At 64.9% G+C, this 15,458-nt stretch carries 14 protein-coding genes; 7 read left to right on the forward strand and 7 right to left on the reverse strand.

The window, feature by feature from the left end:
• Position 1: 1 nt before the first annotated feature.
• The 6 genes from ACF8E5_RS00480 to ACF8E5_RS00505 are packed head-to-tail and all read right to left on the reverse strand — an operon-like array spanning position 2 to position 8,872.
• Positions 2-484 (reverse strand): chemotaxis protein CheW, encoded by a 483-nt coding sequence (locus tag ACF8E5_RS00480; protein ID WP_058604056.1) that lies wholly within the window; start codon positions 482-484, stop codon positions 2-4.
• Complete coding sequence (locus tag ACF8E5_RS00485) at positions 477-5,426, reverse strand: Hpt domain-containing protein (protein ID WP_392474744.1); 4,950 nt, start codon at positions 5,424-5,426, stop codon at positions 477-479. The genes ACF8E5_RS00480 and ACF8E5_RS00485 overlap by 8 nt, the downstream gene beginning before the upstream one ends.
• 9 nt (positions 5,427-5,435) lie before the next feature.
• Positions 5,436-7,460 (reverse strand): methyl-accepting chemotaxis protein, encoded by a 2,025-nt coding sequence (locus tag ACF8E5_RS00490; protein WP_241493095.1) that lies wholly within the window; start codon positions 7,458-7,460, stop codon positions 5,436-5,438.
• Positions 7,461-7,508: 48 nt separating this feature from the next.
• The gene (locus ACF8E5_RS00495; RefSeq protein WP_392474745.1) at positions 7,509-8,060 is read right to left on the reverse strand and encodes a chemotaxis protein CheW; all 552 of its coding nucleotides are present in this window, start codon (positions 8,058-8,060) and stop codon (positions 7,509-7,511) included.
• Entirely contained in the window at positions 8,057-8,422 is a 366-nt protein-coding gene (gene pilH, locus ACF8E5_RS00500) for a twitching motility response regulator PilH (protein WP_058638872.1), read from the reverse strand. Before pilH ends, ACF8E5_RS00495 begins: the two co-directional genes overlap by 4 nt.
• Positions 8,423-8,470: 48 nt before the next feature.
• Entirely contained in the window at positions 8,471-8,872 is a 402-nt protein-coding gene (locus ACF8E5_RS00505) for a PleD family two-component system response regulator (RefSeq protein WP_058604060.1), read from the reverse strand.
• Between the two features lie 238 nt (positions 8,873-9,110).
• On the opposite strand from ACF8E5_RS00505, the gene gshB reads away from it, so the two are divergent.
• The 7 genes from gshB (at position 9,111) to ACF8E5_RS00540 (ending at position 15,009) form a co-directional block, all read left to right on the forward strand.
• Positions 9,111-10,064 (forward strand): glutathione synthase, encoded by a 954-nt coding sequence (gshB, locus tag ACF8E5_RS00510; protein ID WP_392474746.1) that lies wholly within the window; start codon positions 9,111-9,113, stop codon positions 10,062-10,064.
• 139 nt (positions 10,065-10,203) lie between these two features.
• The gene (locus tag ACF8E5_RS00515) at positions 10,204-11,103 is read left to right on the forward strand and encodes a TonB family protein (RefSeq protein ID WP_392474747.1); all 900 of its coding nucleotides are present in this window, start codon (positions 10,204-10,206) and stop codon (positions 11,101-11,103) included.
• Between the two features lie 46 nt (positions 11,104-11,149).
• Positions 11,150-11,719, forward strand: coding sequence for a YqgE/AlgH family protein (locus ACF8E5_RS00520; RefSeq protein ID WP_023532990.1), 570 nt, complete (start codon positions 11,150-11,152; stop codon positions 11,717-11,719).
• The gene (ruvX, locus tag ACF8E5_RS00525) at positions 11,719-12,156 is read left to right on the forward strand and encodes a Holliday junction resolvase RuvX (protein ID WP_058638869.1); all 438 of its coding nucleotides are present in this window, start codon (positions 11,719-11,721) and stop codon (positions 12,154-12,156) included. Before ACF8E5_RS00520 ends, ruvX begins: the two co-directional genes overlap by 1 nt.
• Positions 12,157-12,205: 49 nt before the next feature.
• On the forward strand, positions 12,206-12,724 hold the full coding sequence (gene pyrR, locus ACF8E5_RS00530; protein WP_196186563.1) for a bifunctional pyr operon transcriptional regulator/uracil phosphoribosyltransferase PyrR: 519 nt from the start codon (positions 12,206-12,208) through the stop codon (positions 12,722-12,724).
• Positions 12,725-12,736: 12 nt separating this feature from the next.
• Positions 12,737-13,741: an aspartate carbamoyltransferase catalytic subunit gene (locus ACF8E5_RS00535; protein WP_058604064.1), complete on the forward strand. Its 1,005-nt coding sequence runs from the start codon at positions 12,737-12,739 to the stop codon at positions 13,739-13,741.
• Positions 13,738-15,009, forward strand: a complete 1,272-nt coding sequence (locus tag ACF8E5_RS00540) for a dihydroorotase (RefSeq protein WP_058604065.1) — start codon at positions 13,738-13,740, stop codon at positions 15,007-15,009. The genes ACF8E5_RS00535 and ACF8E5_RS00540 overlap by 4 nt, the downstream gene beginning before the upstream one ends.
• 201 nt (positions 15,010-15,210) lie before the next feature.
• Here ACF8E5_RS00540 and ACF8E5_RS00545 read toward each other — a convergent pair.
• On the reverse strand, positions 15,211-15,458 hold a 248-nt coding region (locus ACF8E5_RS00545), incomplete at its 5' end, for a transposase (RefSeq protein ID WP_392474748.1).

Here is a 15,458-nt window from a genome sequence, read left to right on the forward strand (position 1 = left end):
TCTAACCCGACGCTTGCAGCCTGCCGCTGCGTTGCGCGTCCCTGACCAGGCGCTCGAGCCCCACCAGGTCAGGTACGCGCGCCACCTGCTCCCCTACCTGGACAGCGGCCAACTCAAGGGGTGCCAATGCCACGTCGACGTAGTTGAGCTGGCTGTCGAGCTTGCACGAGCGCGGTATGCCTTGCAGCAGCAAGGCCAGGTAACGCAAGCCCGTGTCGCCCAATGCGTTGAGCACTACCACGCGGGCCCGTTCGCCACAGGGCGTATGGCTGTCGCAGGCCGCTTCGAAACCGATCAGGGGCAAGCGCTGCTGGCGCCAGTCGACCCAGCCCAGGTGCCAGGGCAGGTCACCGCGCTGGCACGCCACATTGCGCAGCCCACTGAGTTCGGCCACGGCCACATTGGGCAGCACCAACGTACGGTCGCCCAAGGGCAGCAACAGCCCGGTGAGGCTGCTGCGCTGCCCGGCTATCAGTTCAAGCATGGGACTGGCTCCACTGGAGGATGCTGTGCAGCAATACCGACTCCTGATAAGGCTTGCCGAGGTATTCGTTGACCCCGATGGCCATGGCTCGGTCGCGGTGCTTCTGCCCCGTACGCGAGGTGATCATGATAATGGGCAGGTCCTTGAGGCGGGCGTCCTGGCGAATGCGGGTCGCCACTTCGAAACCGTCCATGCGCGGCATTTCGATATCCAGCAGCAAAACATCGGGCCGATGCCCTTCGAGCACCGCCATGGCATCCACCCCGTCCTTGGCGGTGATCACGCTCATGCCATGGCGCTCCAACAGCCGGCTGGTGACCTTGCGCACCGTGACCGAGTCATCCACCACCATCACCAGCAAGGTGCGATCCGGGGTCGCTGCCGGCAGCAACCCACGTGGCGTGCCTCCAGGCAAACGAGCAAGCCGCCGTTGCTGGCCGCGCAACTGCCCCAGAAGGTCCAGAATCAGCACCACTCGCCCATCCCCCAGCAACGTTGCACCCGACAGGCCGGCAACGGCCGCGAACTGCGGGCCCAGGCTTTTGACCACGATCTCCCGGCTGGGCGACAAGCTGTCGACCTGGATGGCGAACGACTGCTCCTGCGAGTGCACCAGCAGCAAGGGCAATGGCACGCTCTGGCCCAGCAGCGTGGGACGCGGGGCGCCCTGCACCAGCTCGCCCAGGTAGCGCAGCTGGTACTGATGGCCTGCGTAGGCGTAGCGCGGCGGCTCCTGCTCGTAGCAGGCCGCCAGTTCAGCGGGCGGTACCCGCACGATGCCTTCGATGGTGTTGAGCGGGATCGCGTACTGCTCATCGCCCAGGTGCACCATCAGTGCGCGGTTGATCGACACCGTGAACGGCAGGCGAATCTGGAAACGCGCCCCCTTGCCCTGGGCCGACTCGATGGTCATCGAGCCGCCCAACTGCTTGACCTCTTCGTGGACGACGTCCATGCCCAGGCCCCGCCCTGAGATCTGCGTGATCTTTTCGGCCGTGGAAAAGCCCGGCCTGAGGATGAACTGCAGTATCTCGTGGTCGCTCAGCTGCGCCTGCGGGTCCAGCAGACCGCGCTTGATGGCCTTGAGCCGGACAGCGTGCAGCGGCACGCCGGCGCCGTCGTCGGTCATCTCGATGACGATGTCCGCCCCCTCGTGCAGCAGGTTCAGGTGGATCGTGCCCTGCTCGGGCTTGCCCGCGGCCAATCGGGCTTCGCGGCTTTCCAGGCCATGGTCGACGGCATTGCGCAACATGTGTTCAAGGGGCGCCACCATGCGTTCCAGCACGCTGCGATCCAGCTCCCCCTCGGCGTTGCCCACCACCAGCTCGACCTGCTTGCCCAGCTCGCTCGCCACCTGCCGCACCACGCGCTGCAAGCGCGGCACCAGGCGTTCGAAGGGCACCATTAACGTTGCCGTCAGGCCTTCCTGCAGTTGGCTGTTGACCCGCGCCTGCTGCTGGAGCAGGCCGTAGGCTTCCTGGGCGCGCTGGGCCATGGTCTCCTTCAGGTCCAGCAGGTCCGAGGCCGACTCGAACAGGGCCCGCGACAACTGCTGCAACTGCGAGTGGCGGTCCATTTCCAGTGGGTCGAAATCTTCATAGACATCGCCTTCGATCTGCTGGCGGCTGGAAATCCGGCCCTGGGTTTCGATATCCAGGCGTAGCAGTTGGTCACGCATGCGCTCGAGCGTGGTTTCCATTTCGTTGAGCGTGAACTGGGCGTCGTTGACCTGCTGCTCAATGCGTCCACGGATGATCGAATGCTCACCGGCCAGGTTGCCCAGGTCGTCCAGCAATTCGGCATCGACCTTGACCATATCCCCCGGTACGCGCTCAGGGGTTACTGCTGGACCTTCGCTGGCGGCAGTTTCGACCGGGCTGGTGCCGGCCGCGCTGTCGGTCAGCCCGGCGCTGCTGAAGTTGCGGATGTAATCGATCAGCGCCGTGGCAGCGTGCAGCGGTTGCCCCAGGCGCACGGCATCGAGCATGTGCGCCAGGCGGTCGTGGCAGTTCTGCAACAGCGAGAACAAGGCCCCGCTCGGTGGCAGGCGCCCTGCCGCGAGCAACTCGTACAAAAATTCCAGCTCATGGGCCAGGTCACCGATGGGGCCGATTTCGACCATGCGTGCCACCCCTTTGAGGGTGTGCAGGTCGCGCATCAGGTTGTCCACCTCCACCGTGCTGCGTGGGTCGGCCTGCCACCGCGCCAGGGCCGCCGCAGCGCTCTCGACGATGTCCGAGCTTTCTTCGAGAAAGACCTCCATCAGCTCTTCCCCGGCGCTTTCCGGAGCCTGGGACGGCTGTACTGGCGCCGGGTCGAGGGCTACGTCAGGGGTCGGTGTGTCGATCAGCTGCACGTCCATGTCCGGGTGCAGCGGTGTGACACTGTCGAGGCCCACGCGCCCGGTGGCATCCGGAGCCAGCCCTTGCCCCTGCAGGTCGCGCAGACGGGTCACCAGCGCCGTACGCGGGGCGACGTCCTGGCCAGCAGCCAGCTCGTCGAGCATGTCCAGCAGCGCTTCGTGGGCGTGCTGGGCATGGGTGAAGAATTGCCCATCGGCAGGCAGACTGCCCTCCTCCACGGCACCGTACAGGTCCAGCAACGCTTCGCACACCTCATCGACCTGCCACAGATCGGCTGAATGGGCGGCATGGGCAAGTTCGGTCATGTCATCGAGCAGCGTGTCCAAGGCCCCCCGTTGGGCCGGGTGCCGCTGCCAGTCGGCCAGCAACGTCTCGGCATCCAGCAGACGGTCCATGGCCTGTGACAGGAACGTTGCGACCTGTTGCGGGTCGCTGGCGTTGCCGGTCGAGGCATGCGCATCGCCACCCAGGGCGGCAATACGCGCATCCAGGGCCAACTCAACCTGCTCGATCAACTGGGCCGCGCCGGGCAGGGGGTCGAGCGGGGTGGTGGATAACTGCGCCAGGCCCTGCCCGAACATCGAGGCGGCGGACGTGAGCCAGCGCAGTTCCGTTTCGTCGAGCAGCAGGTCGTGCGCCTTGTACTCACGCACCAGCCGATCGAATACGGTAGCAAGTTCAGCCATGGGCAAGACCCCGGCCATGGCCGCACTGCCCTTGAGGGTGTGCAAGGCCCGCTGCAGGGCGTCGTCCACAAGGACGCCGTGCTGGGCATGTGCCAGGAATGTATCGAGGCTGGCCAGGTGGCCTTGCGCCTCGGAACGGAAGATGTCCAGCAACTGCGGGTCGAGCCCCTGCGCGTTGGCCGCGGCTGGCAAATCGCGCTCGGCAAGGGCATGCAGGCGGCCCACCAATTGCTGTACTGCGCTCACGTGCGGCAGGTGCCCTGCGGCGAAGTCGGCGAGCACCTCGGGCAGTTGCGCGAACGCTTGCTCAAGCGCTATCTGCCCGTCTGCGCCAAGCACGTTGCGGCCGGCAAGCACGCGGTTGAGCAGGTGCTCGGCGGCCCAAGCCAGCTCTGCCAACGCCTGGGCATGCACCAGGCGGGCTGCGCCCTTGAGCGTATGCAACGCCCGGTGCACGTCGATCAGTGCGTCCTGCTGCTGGTGGTCGGCACGCCAGTTCAGCCAGTGCCGCTCAATGTCCTGAAGCAGTGTTTGGGCTTCTTCGATGAATACGCCACGCAACTCGTCCTGAAGGCCGTCCTCGTCTTCCAGGTTGGCATGCTCTTGTGCGGTGGAACAGGGGACGCCCAACGCGCCCAGGCGCTCGCGGGCCATGACGATGAAGCGCTGGGCGTCGGCCAGCGGGTCGGCCACGCGCCATTGCAGGTAGCATTCGCCAGCGCTCAAGGCTTCGGCCAGCAGCGTCAGCTCCTCGGAGGAGGGGTCGGCCTGCGCCTGTTGTACCCAGCCCTGGACAAACGCCGTGCAGCGCGCGAACACCTCGGCAGCTGCCGGCAGCATCAGCATGGCAAGGGCGCCGCGCACCTGCTGGAGCAAACCTGGCAAGGCCTGCAGGTGTTGACGGGGCCAACCCGACTCCAGGCAATCGCCCAACAGGTCCTTGGCTTGCTGCAACACGTTCAGCGACTCTCGCAGCACGACCAGGCGAATCTCGGCGACATCGGCGCCCGGCAGGCCTGCCTCTCCCCCTTCTTCGAGCGGCCCGACCATGCCGTTGAGCGTGGCCTCCACATACAGCAATGCCCCCGCCACATCCATCAACACCGCGTCATCCACGGCCCGATCGCCCTGGGCCAGCCCTTGCAGCGTCATCACTTGATCGATGATGACCCGACGCGGCTGCTGGAAACCCAGCACAGCCAGGGTATCGGCCACGTGGCGCAGGGGAGCGAGCAACACTTCGAGCTGTTCATTGTGCTGCCGGTCGCTGCGCACGAACTGGTCCAGGCGGTCCTTGATGCGCATGAGGTCGTCACACAATGCCGCCACCACCGACCTTAGCGCGTCGCGGCCCTCCCCGGCCTGCAACTGCTCGCGCCAGTTGCCCAGCGACACGTCAAGGTTGGCCAGGTCCTCGGCACCTGCCAGACGCTGGCCTGCACTGCCGAGCAGGCGGCCATGAACCACCGGTTCCGCGCCTCGGCAAGCACGCAGCTGGTTGAGTAGCGGCAACATCACCAGTGGCAGGTCATGGCGAGCGCCGCGCAGACGTTCAAGGTACGAAGGCAACAGCTCCAGGCCCCTGAACAGCGCGCCCAGGCAGTCGCCTCGCGGGGTGACCTTTCCGCTGGCCAGGTCGGTCACAAGCATTTCCAGCTCCTGGGCAAGGCGCGTGGCCCCAGGCAATTCCAGCATCACCAGGCAACCGTGCACCTGGTGCAGGTTGTCCGCCACGAAGGTGAGTAGCGACAGGTCTTCAGGCTCGCCGGCAAAGCGTTCCAGCGCCTGGCGCCCCTGCCCCAGGCAATCGAGCAGGGCAGCCTTGGTCCAGGCCAAGCCCACGGTATCGTGGCGGGCAGGGCCAGCAATGGAGCCGGGCATGGGCGTGGACATGGGCATTTCTCAATGGGGCTCGGCAGGTGCCGGCAGGGTGAATCCGGAAACCGAGCGACGCATCTCGCTGGCCATGCGCGCCAGGTGACGAATACTGTCGGCGGTGGCGCCGGAACCTGCGGACGTCTGGGCGGTGATCTGCTGGATGACGGCCATGGTGTGTGAGATCTGCCCCGCCGAGGAGGTTTGCAGCTGGGCCGCATCGGAAATGCTGTGGATAAGGTCGGCAAGGTTCTGCGAAACCCCTTCGATCTCGGCCAGCGCCACGCCGGCGTCCTGGGCCAGCCTGGCGCCTCGCACGACTTCGGCCGTGGTCTGTTCCATGGAGATGACCGCTTCGTTGGTGTCGGCCTGAATGGTCCGCACAAGGGCTTCGATCTGCCGTGTAGCGGAGGACGAGCGCTCGGCCAGGCGCTGGACCTCGTCCGCGACCACGGCGAACCCGCGCCCTGCCTCACCCGCCAGGGAGGCCTGGATAGCGGCGTTCAAGGCCAGGATGTTGGTCTGGTCGGCGATGTCGTCGATCAGGCTGACGATATCGCCGATTTCCTGGGACGATTCGCCCAGGCGCTTGATGCGCTTGGCGGTGTCCTGGATCTGCTCGCGAATGTTGTTCATGCCGTCGATGGTGTTGTGCACCACCTCATTGCCCTTGTTGGCAATGGCCACGGACCGCTCGGCGACCTTGGCCGATTCGTAGGCATGGGCCGAAACACGGTCGATCGACTCGACCATGTCCCCGACTGCCTCGGAGGCTTCGCTGATCTGTTCGGCCTGCTGCTCGGATGCCTTGGCCAACTGGCGGGCCGTGTTCTGCGTGTCCTGTACCGCCGAGGCGACCTGCACCGCGCTGTGGTTGATGGTGGCGACCAGGTCGCGCAATTGGTCGACGGAGTAGTTGATGGAGTCGGCGATGGCACCGGTGAAGTCTTCGGTCACCGAGACGGTCACCGTCAGGTCGCCATCTGCCAACTCTTCGATTTCATCGAGCAGGCGCATGATCGCCTGCTGGTTGCGTTCGTTCTTTTCGGCGGTCTCACGCAACTGACGGTTGGTGGTGCGCACCATCACCAGGCCGATGAGGATGATCGAGGCCAGTGCCAACAAGCCCAGTGCATACCCCCCAACGGTATCGAGCGTGCGCCCGCTGGCCAGGTTCTCGAAGCCGTTGGCCAGGTGCGAGGCTTCCTCGAGCAAGGTCTGCGACAGGCTGAAAATGCTGCCGGCCGCCTCACGCACCCGGAACAGCTCCGGCGAGGTCTCGAGAATTTCATCGACCGAGCCGGCCACGAACTGGAACAGCTCGGCGATTTCCGCCAGCCGCGCCCTGGCATCGGCGTCTTCGACACGGGTCACGCCAATGGCAGCATCGCCCTTGAGCATGCCCTCGAGCACCTGGCCGAAGCGGCCAGCATCGCGGCCGAAGGCATCGGCGGCCTGCGCCGCCGCCGCATCGCCGGCCAGTACGGTGTTGACCGACCCCAGGATACGTTCGGCCAGCAGCAGCTGGCGCTGTGCCACGGCAACCTGGCTGGCCGGGGCGCCACTTTGCAGCAGGATTTCGACCACCTTTTCGTATTCGACCTGCAACTGCGGGACGGTTTCGGCCAGGGTTGCCGCCACCTGGTGCAAGGACAGCACGGTCTGTTCGCTGGCCAGGATGGTGTCGGTGCTCTTGCGCAGGCTCTCCCAGTCATCGCGCACCGCTTCCATCTCTTCGCGTACCGAGGCTGGCGCCGCGGGCAGCCCGGTGGCCTTGTCGCCTTCGCGCAGGTAGCCCCAGCGACGCTCGAAGTCGTTGCGTGCATCGGACAGCAGCCTGAAGGCTACGCCCTTGCCGGCAGCCGCTTCAGTGGCGTTCTTGGCGATGCGCTGGGACAACACGCGCAGCTCGCCGGCATGGCCGATGTATTGCTTGTCGTAGTTGGACTGGGTGTTGAGGTAGGCGAAATTGGCGAACAGCAGAATGATTGAGAGGATCAGGATCAGGAACAGCACGGTGATCTGCGCAATGCTGCGGGTGCGGGGGCTCACGGTAGTGGCGGTGACGGGGGGAGCAGGCTGGTTCACGTTTGCAAGGTCCTATAACGCCACATCGAGAAAGCCCGGTGCCTGGGCCAGGGCAAAGGGGCTGAAAATCGCCCAGTAGTCGTGGTCGCGTTCAAAGCGCCCCTGAACGAAGGCCCCGGCAGCATCGGTCACCGGCAGCGCAGGTTGCAGGCTGTCGATTGCAAAGTGCTGCAGGCCTACCACTTCGTCCACCAGCAGGCCAACGAAAAGCGCCTCGTGATCAAGCACCAAGACGCGCCGTTGCTTGCCGGGCACAGCACTGCCCAGGCCGAGGAAACGGCCCAGGTCCATCACGGGCAGCAACCGGCCACGCAGATTGGCCACCCCGCATACCCAGGGTTGCACCCCAGGTACTCGACTACTGCGGGGCTCACGCAGCACTTCGGCCACCTCGCCCATGGGGGCGACGAACCATTGCCCGGCTACACGAAAACCGATGCCGCTCCACTGCTGCAACCTTTCACCCGAAGCCGGTTGGTCGGCTACCAGCAGGCGGCAGCGCCGATCGATATCCAGCAACAGTTCGAAGGCGGTCAGCGATGCTCCCTGCGGGCGTGTGGTCAAGCCCCCAGCACCTCTTGGAGCTTGTGCACCAGTGCGTCTTCTTCCACAGGTTTGGTCAGGAAGTCACGTGCGCCCTGGCGCGTCGCCCAGATGCGGTCGGTTTCCTGATCCTTGGTGGTCACCACGATGACCGGAATGCCCTTGGTCTCCGGGTCCTTGCTGAGCTGGCGAGTGGCCTGGAAGCCGTTCATGCCTGGCATCACGATATCCATGAGCACTGCATCGGGCTTCTCCTGCCGGGCAAGGGCCACGCCATCGGCGCCGTTGTTGGCCTTGAGTACCTCGTGCCCGTGGTTTTCCAGCCATTGGGTCAATCGATACATCTCTGTCGGCGAGTCGTCGACAATCAGAACGCGGGCCATACGGGTTCCCCATCAGGATTCGAAAGACCGTGCCATGGCAGGGCGCGGTCAGGGTGCTGTTTGTTGAGCGGTGGCAAACCCAGGTACATGGGCCTGTATCGCCTCGATCAGTTCTTCCTTGGTAAACGGTTTGGTCAGAAACTGATCAGAACCGACCACACGCCCACGGGCCTTGTCGAACAGACCGTCGCGCGACGACAACAGAATCACCGGGACGTCCTTGAAGGTGCTGTTCTGCTTGATCACCGCGCACGTCTGATAGCCGTCCAGACGCGGCATCAAGACATCGACGAAGATCACGGCCGGGTTGTGATCGACAATCTTGGCCAGGGCATCGAAGCCATCGCTGGCAGTGATGACCTCGCAGCCCACCTCACCGAGCAGCATCTGCGCCGTGCGGCGAATGGTGCGTGAATCGTCGATCACCATCACTTTCAGGGGTTGTTCCATAAACGCCTACCCGGGGAATTGAGCTGCACGTTGCAAGCGCCACGCTACAGGAAAGCCCAATGGGCCCGTGGCCGCTTTTCGCTTGAGGCGTGTAGCCGAAGGCTTGAAGCTGCATTTTTAGCACAGTCCGGGTAGCCATTCCATCTGCCGCGCCCCTTGACCGGCGGCGTTGGCGGCGCCACCCTGAGCCACTTTTCTTTCGATCCATCGCGGCCACGCCGCCAAGAGGAACCACCCCATGAGCGTTCGCCTCGGCATTGTCATGGACCCTATCGCGTCCATCTCCTACAAGAAGGACAGTTCGCTGGCCATGTTGCTGGCTGCCCAGGCACGCGGCTGGAGCCTGTTCTACATGGAGCAGCGCGACCTGTATCAAGGTCAAGGCAAGGCACGTGCGCGCATGCGCCCGTTGACGGTGCACGCAGACCCGGCCCGCTGGTACGAGCTGGGCGAGGAGCAGGACAGCGCCCTGGCCGAACTGGACGTGATCCTGATGCGCAAGGACCCACCCTTCGACCTGGAATTCGTCTACAGCACCTACCTGCTCGAACAAGCCGAAAGCGAAGGCGTGCTGGTGGTCAACCGCCCTCAGAGCCTGCGTGACTGCAACGAAAAGCTGTTCGCCACGCTGTTCCCGCAATGTACGCCACCCACCCTGGTCAGCCGTCGCCCGGACATCATCCGCGCGTTTGCCGCCGAGCATGGCGATGTGATCCTCAAGCCCCTGGATGGCATGGGCGGCACGTCGATCTTCCGTCACCGGGCGGGCGACCCGAACCTGTCGGTGATCCTCGAAACCCTGACCCTGCTGGGTACTCAGCAGATCATGGCCCAGGCCTACCTGCCGGCGATCACGGACGGCGACAAGCGTATCCTGATGATCGACGGCGAGCCGATCGACTACTGCCTGGCCCGTATTCCGGCCAGCGGCGAAACCCGTGGCAACCTGGCAGCCGGCGGTCGTGGCGAAGCACGCCCCCTGAGCGAGCGCGACCGCTGGATCGCGGCGCAGGTAGGCCCGACATTGCGCCAGAAGGGCCTGCTGTTCGTCGGTCTGGACGTGATTGGCGACTACCTCACCGAAATCAACGTGACCAGCCCCACCTGCATCCGCGAAATCGACGCCGCCTACGGCACCGACATCGGCGGCCAGCTGATGGATGCCATTGATCGCCAGCTCAAGACGCGTTGACCACGGACATTCGGTAACGGACTGGCGTGGGGTATCATGCTCACCCGCAAACGACAGGCTGCAAGACCGGTACGCCCGCCCCGTGCCTCTGCTGCCTGTTGCGTGCCGTTTGTAGCTCGACGATGCCCCTGGATACCTGATGACGCTGCCCGCTGACATCCCCGCCGACCTGTTGCCGCCCCGCGTTCGCCCGGTGGACAGGCTGGGCTTCACGCTGTTTCTGGCGGCGCTGGTGCACCTGGCGTTGATCCTCGAGGTGGGCTTTACCGTGGTCAAGCCGGCGCAGATCAGCCGCACCATGGACATCACCCTGGCCACGTTCAAAAGCGAAAAGCCGCCGGAAAAGGCCGACTTCCAGGCGCAAGACAACCAGCAAGGCAGCGGCACCCTGGACAAGAAGGCCGTGCCCAAGACCACCGAGCTTGCGCCTTTCCAGGACACCAAGATCAACAAGATCACCCCGCCACCTGCCGCCAGGCCCGAGGTACCGCCGCCCCCGCAGAAGTCGGCGGTCGCGACCAAGGCTCCGAAGGCGCAGAAGGTCGAGCCCAAGCCACGGGAAAGCAAGCCCCAGCCCAAGCCGAGCACGCCCGTGCGCGAGTTCGACAGCTCGCAGCTGTCCAGCCAGATCGCCAGCCTTGAGGCAGAGCTTGCCAATGAGCAGCAGCAATATGCCAAGCGCCCGCGTATCCATCGCCTGAATGCGGCCTCGACCATGCGCGACAAGGGCGCCTGGTACAAAGAGGAATGGCGCAAGAAAGTCGAACGCGTGGGTAACCTGAATTATCCGGACGAGGCACGCCGGCAGCAGATCTACGGCAACCTGCGCATGATGGTCTCGATCAACCGCGACGGGTCACTCTACGAAGTGCTGGTGCTTGAATCGTCCGGCCAGCCCGTGCTGGACCAGGCTGCCCAGCGCATCGTGCGCCTGGCCGCACCGTTCGCGCCGTTCACCGGTGATCTGGCCGAGTACGACCGGCTGGAAATCATCCGTACCTGGCGCTTCGCCAGGGGTGATCGGTTGTCCAGCAACTGAGCCGGCACGCTTGCAGCGGTGGCCGGGTGGCGCCACACTATCCCCCATGAAGAACCTCACGCCGAGCTACCTCAAGCACCAGTTCCTGATCGCCATGCCGCACATGGCCGACCCGAACTTCGCCCAGACCCTCACGTACATCGTCGAGCACAATGCTCATGGCGCGATGGGGCTTGTGGTGAACAAGCCGCAGGAACTGAACCTGGCCGACATCCTCGAGCAACTGCGCCCGGACGAAACCCCGCCGGCCAGCACGCTGCAGGTGCCTATCTACCAAGGCGGCCCGGTGCAGACCGACCGCGGCTTCGTGCTGCATACCAGCGAGTGCAGCTACCAGGCCACGGTGGAACTGCAGGGCCTCTCGCTTTCCACGTCCCAGGACGTGCTGTTCGCCATCGCCGAGGGCGTGGGCCCGGAAAAGAGCCTGATCACCTTGGGTTATGCCGGCTGGGAAGCGGGCCAGCTCGAGGCCGAACTGGCCGATAACGCCTGGCTCAACTGTGCGTTCGACCCGGATATCCTGTTTGCCATGACCAGCGAGCTGCGCCTGGAAGCGGCGGCCGCGAGCCTTGGCATCAACCTGCATCTGCTGACCAGCCAGGCGGGCCACGCCTGATGGCCGACGCGCTTACCGCACCCCGGCTGCTGCTGGGTTTCGACTATGGCACCAAGCAGATCGGCGTGGCCGTCGGCCAGGCGGTCACCGGCCAGGCCCGTGAACTCTGTACGTTGCGCGCCCAGAATGGCGTGCCGGACTGGGCCCAGGTCGAGCGCCTGATCGCTGAATGGAAGCCTGACGCCATCGTCGTCGGCCTGCCGCTGAACATGGACGGCACCCCCAGCGAAATGAGCGCCCGGGCCGAAAAATTCGCCCGCCGCCTCAATGGGCGCTTCAACCTGCCGGTGCATACCCATGACGAACGCCTGACCACGTTCGAGGCCAAGGGCGAGCGCATGGCCCGTGGCGGCCAGCGCGGCACGTACCGGGACAACCCGGTCGACGCCATCGCCGCCGCCCTGCTGCTGCAAGGCTGGCTGGAGGCCAATACCTGATCATCTTCGCGACCGGATGCATCCGGCGCACCCTTCCGAGGAACCTGCAATGAGCCTACCTGATCCTGCCGCGCTGATCCGGCAGATGGCTGTCGACCTTCGCGCCCATCTGGCCCGCCGTGCCATCGCCGAGCCACGCTACATCGGCATTCGCACCGGAGGCGTGTGGGTGGCCCAGGCGTTGCAACAGGCCATGGACGACACCAATGCCATGGGTACGCTTGACGTGTCGTTCTATCGAGACGACTTCAGCCAGAATGGCCTGCACCCGCAGGTGCGCCCCTCGGAGCTGCCATTTGAGATCGAAGGCCAGCACCTGGTGCTGGTGGACGACGTGCTGATGAGCGGTCGCACCATTCGCGCCGCCCTCAACGAACTGTTCGACTACGGCCGTCCGGCCAGCGTCACCCTGGTCTGCCTGCTGGACCTGGATGCAGGCGAGCTGCCCATCCGCCCGAATGTGCTCGGCGCCACCTTGTCACTGGCGGCCCATGAACGGGTAAAATTGACCGGACCCGCACCGCTCGCCCTCGAGCGCCAGGACCTCGCCCCCGCTACCGCCCTTTAAGAGTCCCCCGCGATGACGCCAATCGACGCCAAGCGCCCGCTGCAGCTCAATGATCAGGGCCAGCTGCGCCATTTCCTTTCGCTTGACGGTTTGCCCCGCGAACTGCTGACCGAAATCCTCGACACTGCCGATTCCTTCCTGGAAGTCGGCGCCCGCGCCGTGAAGAAAGTGCCGCTGCTGCGTGGCAAGACGGTGTGCAACGTCTTCTTCGAGAACTCCACCCGCACCCGGACCACGTTCGAGCTGGCCGCCCAGCGCCTGTCCGCCGACGTGATCAGCCTGAATGTGTCGACCTCCTCGACCAGCAAAGGCGAGACGCTGTTCGATACCCTGCGCAACCTTGAAGCCATGGCCGCCGATATGTTCGTGGTGCGCCACTCGGATTCAGGCGCGGCGCACTTCATTGCCGAGCACGTGTGCCCGGAGGTGGCCGTGATCAACGGCGGTGACGGCCGCCATGCGCACCCGACCCAGGGCATGCTCGACATGCTCACCATTCGCCGGCACAAGGGCGGCTTCGAGAACCTCTCGGTTGCCATCGTCGGCGATATCCTTCATTCGCGCGTGGCGCGTTCGGACATGCTCGCGCTCAAGGCGCTGGGCTGCCCGGACATTCGCGTGATCGGCCCGAAAACCCTGATCCCGATCGGCATCGAGCAGTATGGCGTGAAGGTGTACACCGACCTGGCCGAAGGCCTCAAGGACGTCGACGTGGTGATCATGCTGCGCCTGCAGCGTGAGCGCATGGCCGGTGGCCTGCTGCCCAGCGAAGGCGAGTTCTACCGCCTGTTCGGCCTGACCACTGCCCGCCTGGCAGGGGCCAAGCCGGACGCCATCGTCATGCACCCCGGTCCGATCAACCGTGGAGTGGAAATCGAATCTGCCGTGGCCGATGGCAAGCATTCGGTGATCCTGAACCAGGTCACCTACGGGATCGCCGTGCGCATGGCCGTGCTGTCCATGGCCATGAGCGGGCAAAACGTACAACGTCAACTCGACCAGGAGATCGCCCAGTGAGCATCAGCATTCTTGGCGCCCGGGTCATCGACCCTCAAAGCGGCCTTGACCAGGTCACCGACCTGCACCTGGAGGGCGGCCGCATTGCCGCCATGGGCGCCGCGCCCGTTGGCTTTACCGCCAACCGCACCCTTCAGGCCGATGGCCTGGTCGTCGCCCCTGGCCTGGTGGACCTGGGCGTGTCGCTGCGCGAGCCCGGCTATAGCCGCAAAGGCACCATCGCCAGCGAGACCCGCGCGGCCGTGGCCGGTGGCGTGACCAGCCTGTGCTGCCCGCCGCAGACCCGCCCGGCCCTGGACACCTCGGCGGTGGCCGAGCTGATCCTGGACCGCGCCCGCGAGGCGGGCAACAGCAAGGTTTACCCGATCGGCGCGCTGACCAAGGGCCTGGAGGGGGAACAGTTGGCCGAACTGGTGGGCCTGCGTGACACCGGCTGCGTCGCGTTCGGCAATGGCCTGAAGGAAATCCCCAACAACCGCACCTTGGCCCGTGCGCTGGAATACGCCGCCACGTTCGACCTGACGGTGGTGTTCCACTCCCAGGACCGCGACCTGGCCCAAGGCGGCCTTGCCCATGAAGGGGCCATGGCCAGCTTCCTGGGTTTGCCCGGCATTCCCGAAACTGCTGAAACCGTGGCGTTGGCGCGCAACCTGCTGCTAGTGGAGCAGACCGGCGTCCGCGCCCACTTCACCCAGATCACCAGCGCCCGTGGCGCGCGGCTGATCGCCCAGGCGCAAAGCCTTGGTTTGCCGGTCACTGCCGATGTCGCGTTGTACCAGTTGATCCTGACCGACGAATCGCTGCGTGAATTTTCCAGCCTGTACCACGTGCAACCGCCACTGCGTAGCGCTGCCGATCGCGATGGCCTGCGCGAGGCGGTGAAAACCGGCGTGATCCAGGCGATCTCCAGCCATCACCAGCCTCATGAACGCGATGCCAAGCTGGCCCCCTTCGGCGCCACAGAGCCGGGTATCAGCAGCGTGGACGTGTTGCTGCCGTTGGCCATGACGTTGGTGCAGGATGGCTTGCTCGACCTGCCGACCTTGCTGGCGCGTCTGACCTGTGGTCCCGCTGGTGCCATGCGGCTGCCGGCTGGCCAGCTGAAGGTTGGCGCTGCGGCTGACTTGGTGGTGTTCGATCCACAGGCCTCGACCGTGGCCGGTGAGCATTGGTACTCCCGTGGCGACAACTGCCCGTTCATCGGGCACTGCCTGCCGGGTGCCGTGCGCTATACGTTGGTCGATGGGCGTATCTGTCACGAGGCTTGAGCCTGGTGGGCCGGTCAAAGGGTTGCGCGGCGGTTTAGGGTTTCAGCTTCGCAGCGCGTATCGTTGGGGCCGCTGCGCGGCCCATCGCGGCACGAGGCCGCTCCTACAGGGAGGGTGGTGCACCTGAGGGGAGCAATCGCCTTGCAGCGTATTTGTGAGGCTTACTGATTCTGAGCTGCGCCCCAAATGTTGGACAGTTGGTTAGCCTATCTCAGCCTGAGTCCTGTAAGCCACAGGGCTCAGGCCGTTGAGCTTCATTTTGATTCGATCATGGTTGTAATAATGGATGTATTCATCCAACCCCGCCTTAAGCTCAGCCACGCTTGCGAAGCGCTCACGGTGGAAGTACTCCGATTTGAGCGTCCCAAAAAAGCTTTCCATCGCCGCGTTGTCCAGGCAGTTGCCCTTGCGTGACATGCTCTGTTCAAGCCCTGCTTCTTTCAACCGCT

This window comes from Pseudomonas sp. WSY_20 (assembly GCF_043104335.1).
GTDB lineage: Bacteria > Pseudomonadota > Gammaproteobacteria > Pseudomonadales > Pseudomonadaceae > Aquipseudomonas > Aquipseudomonas parafulva_B.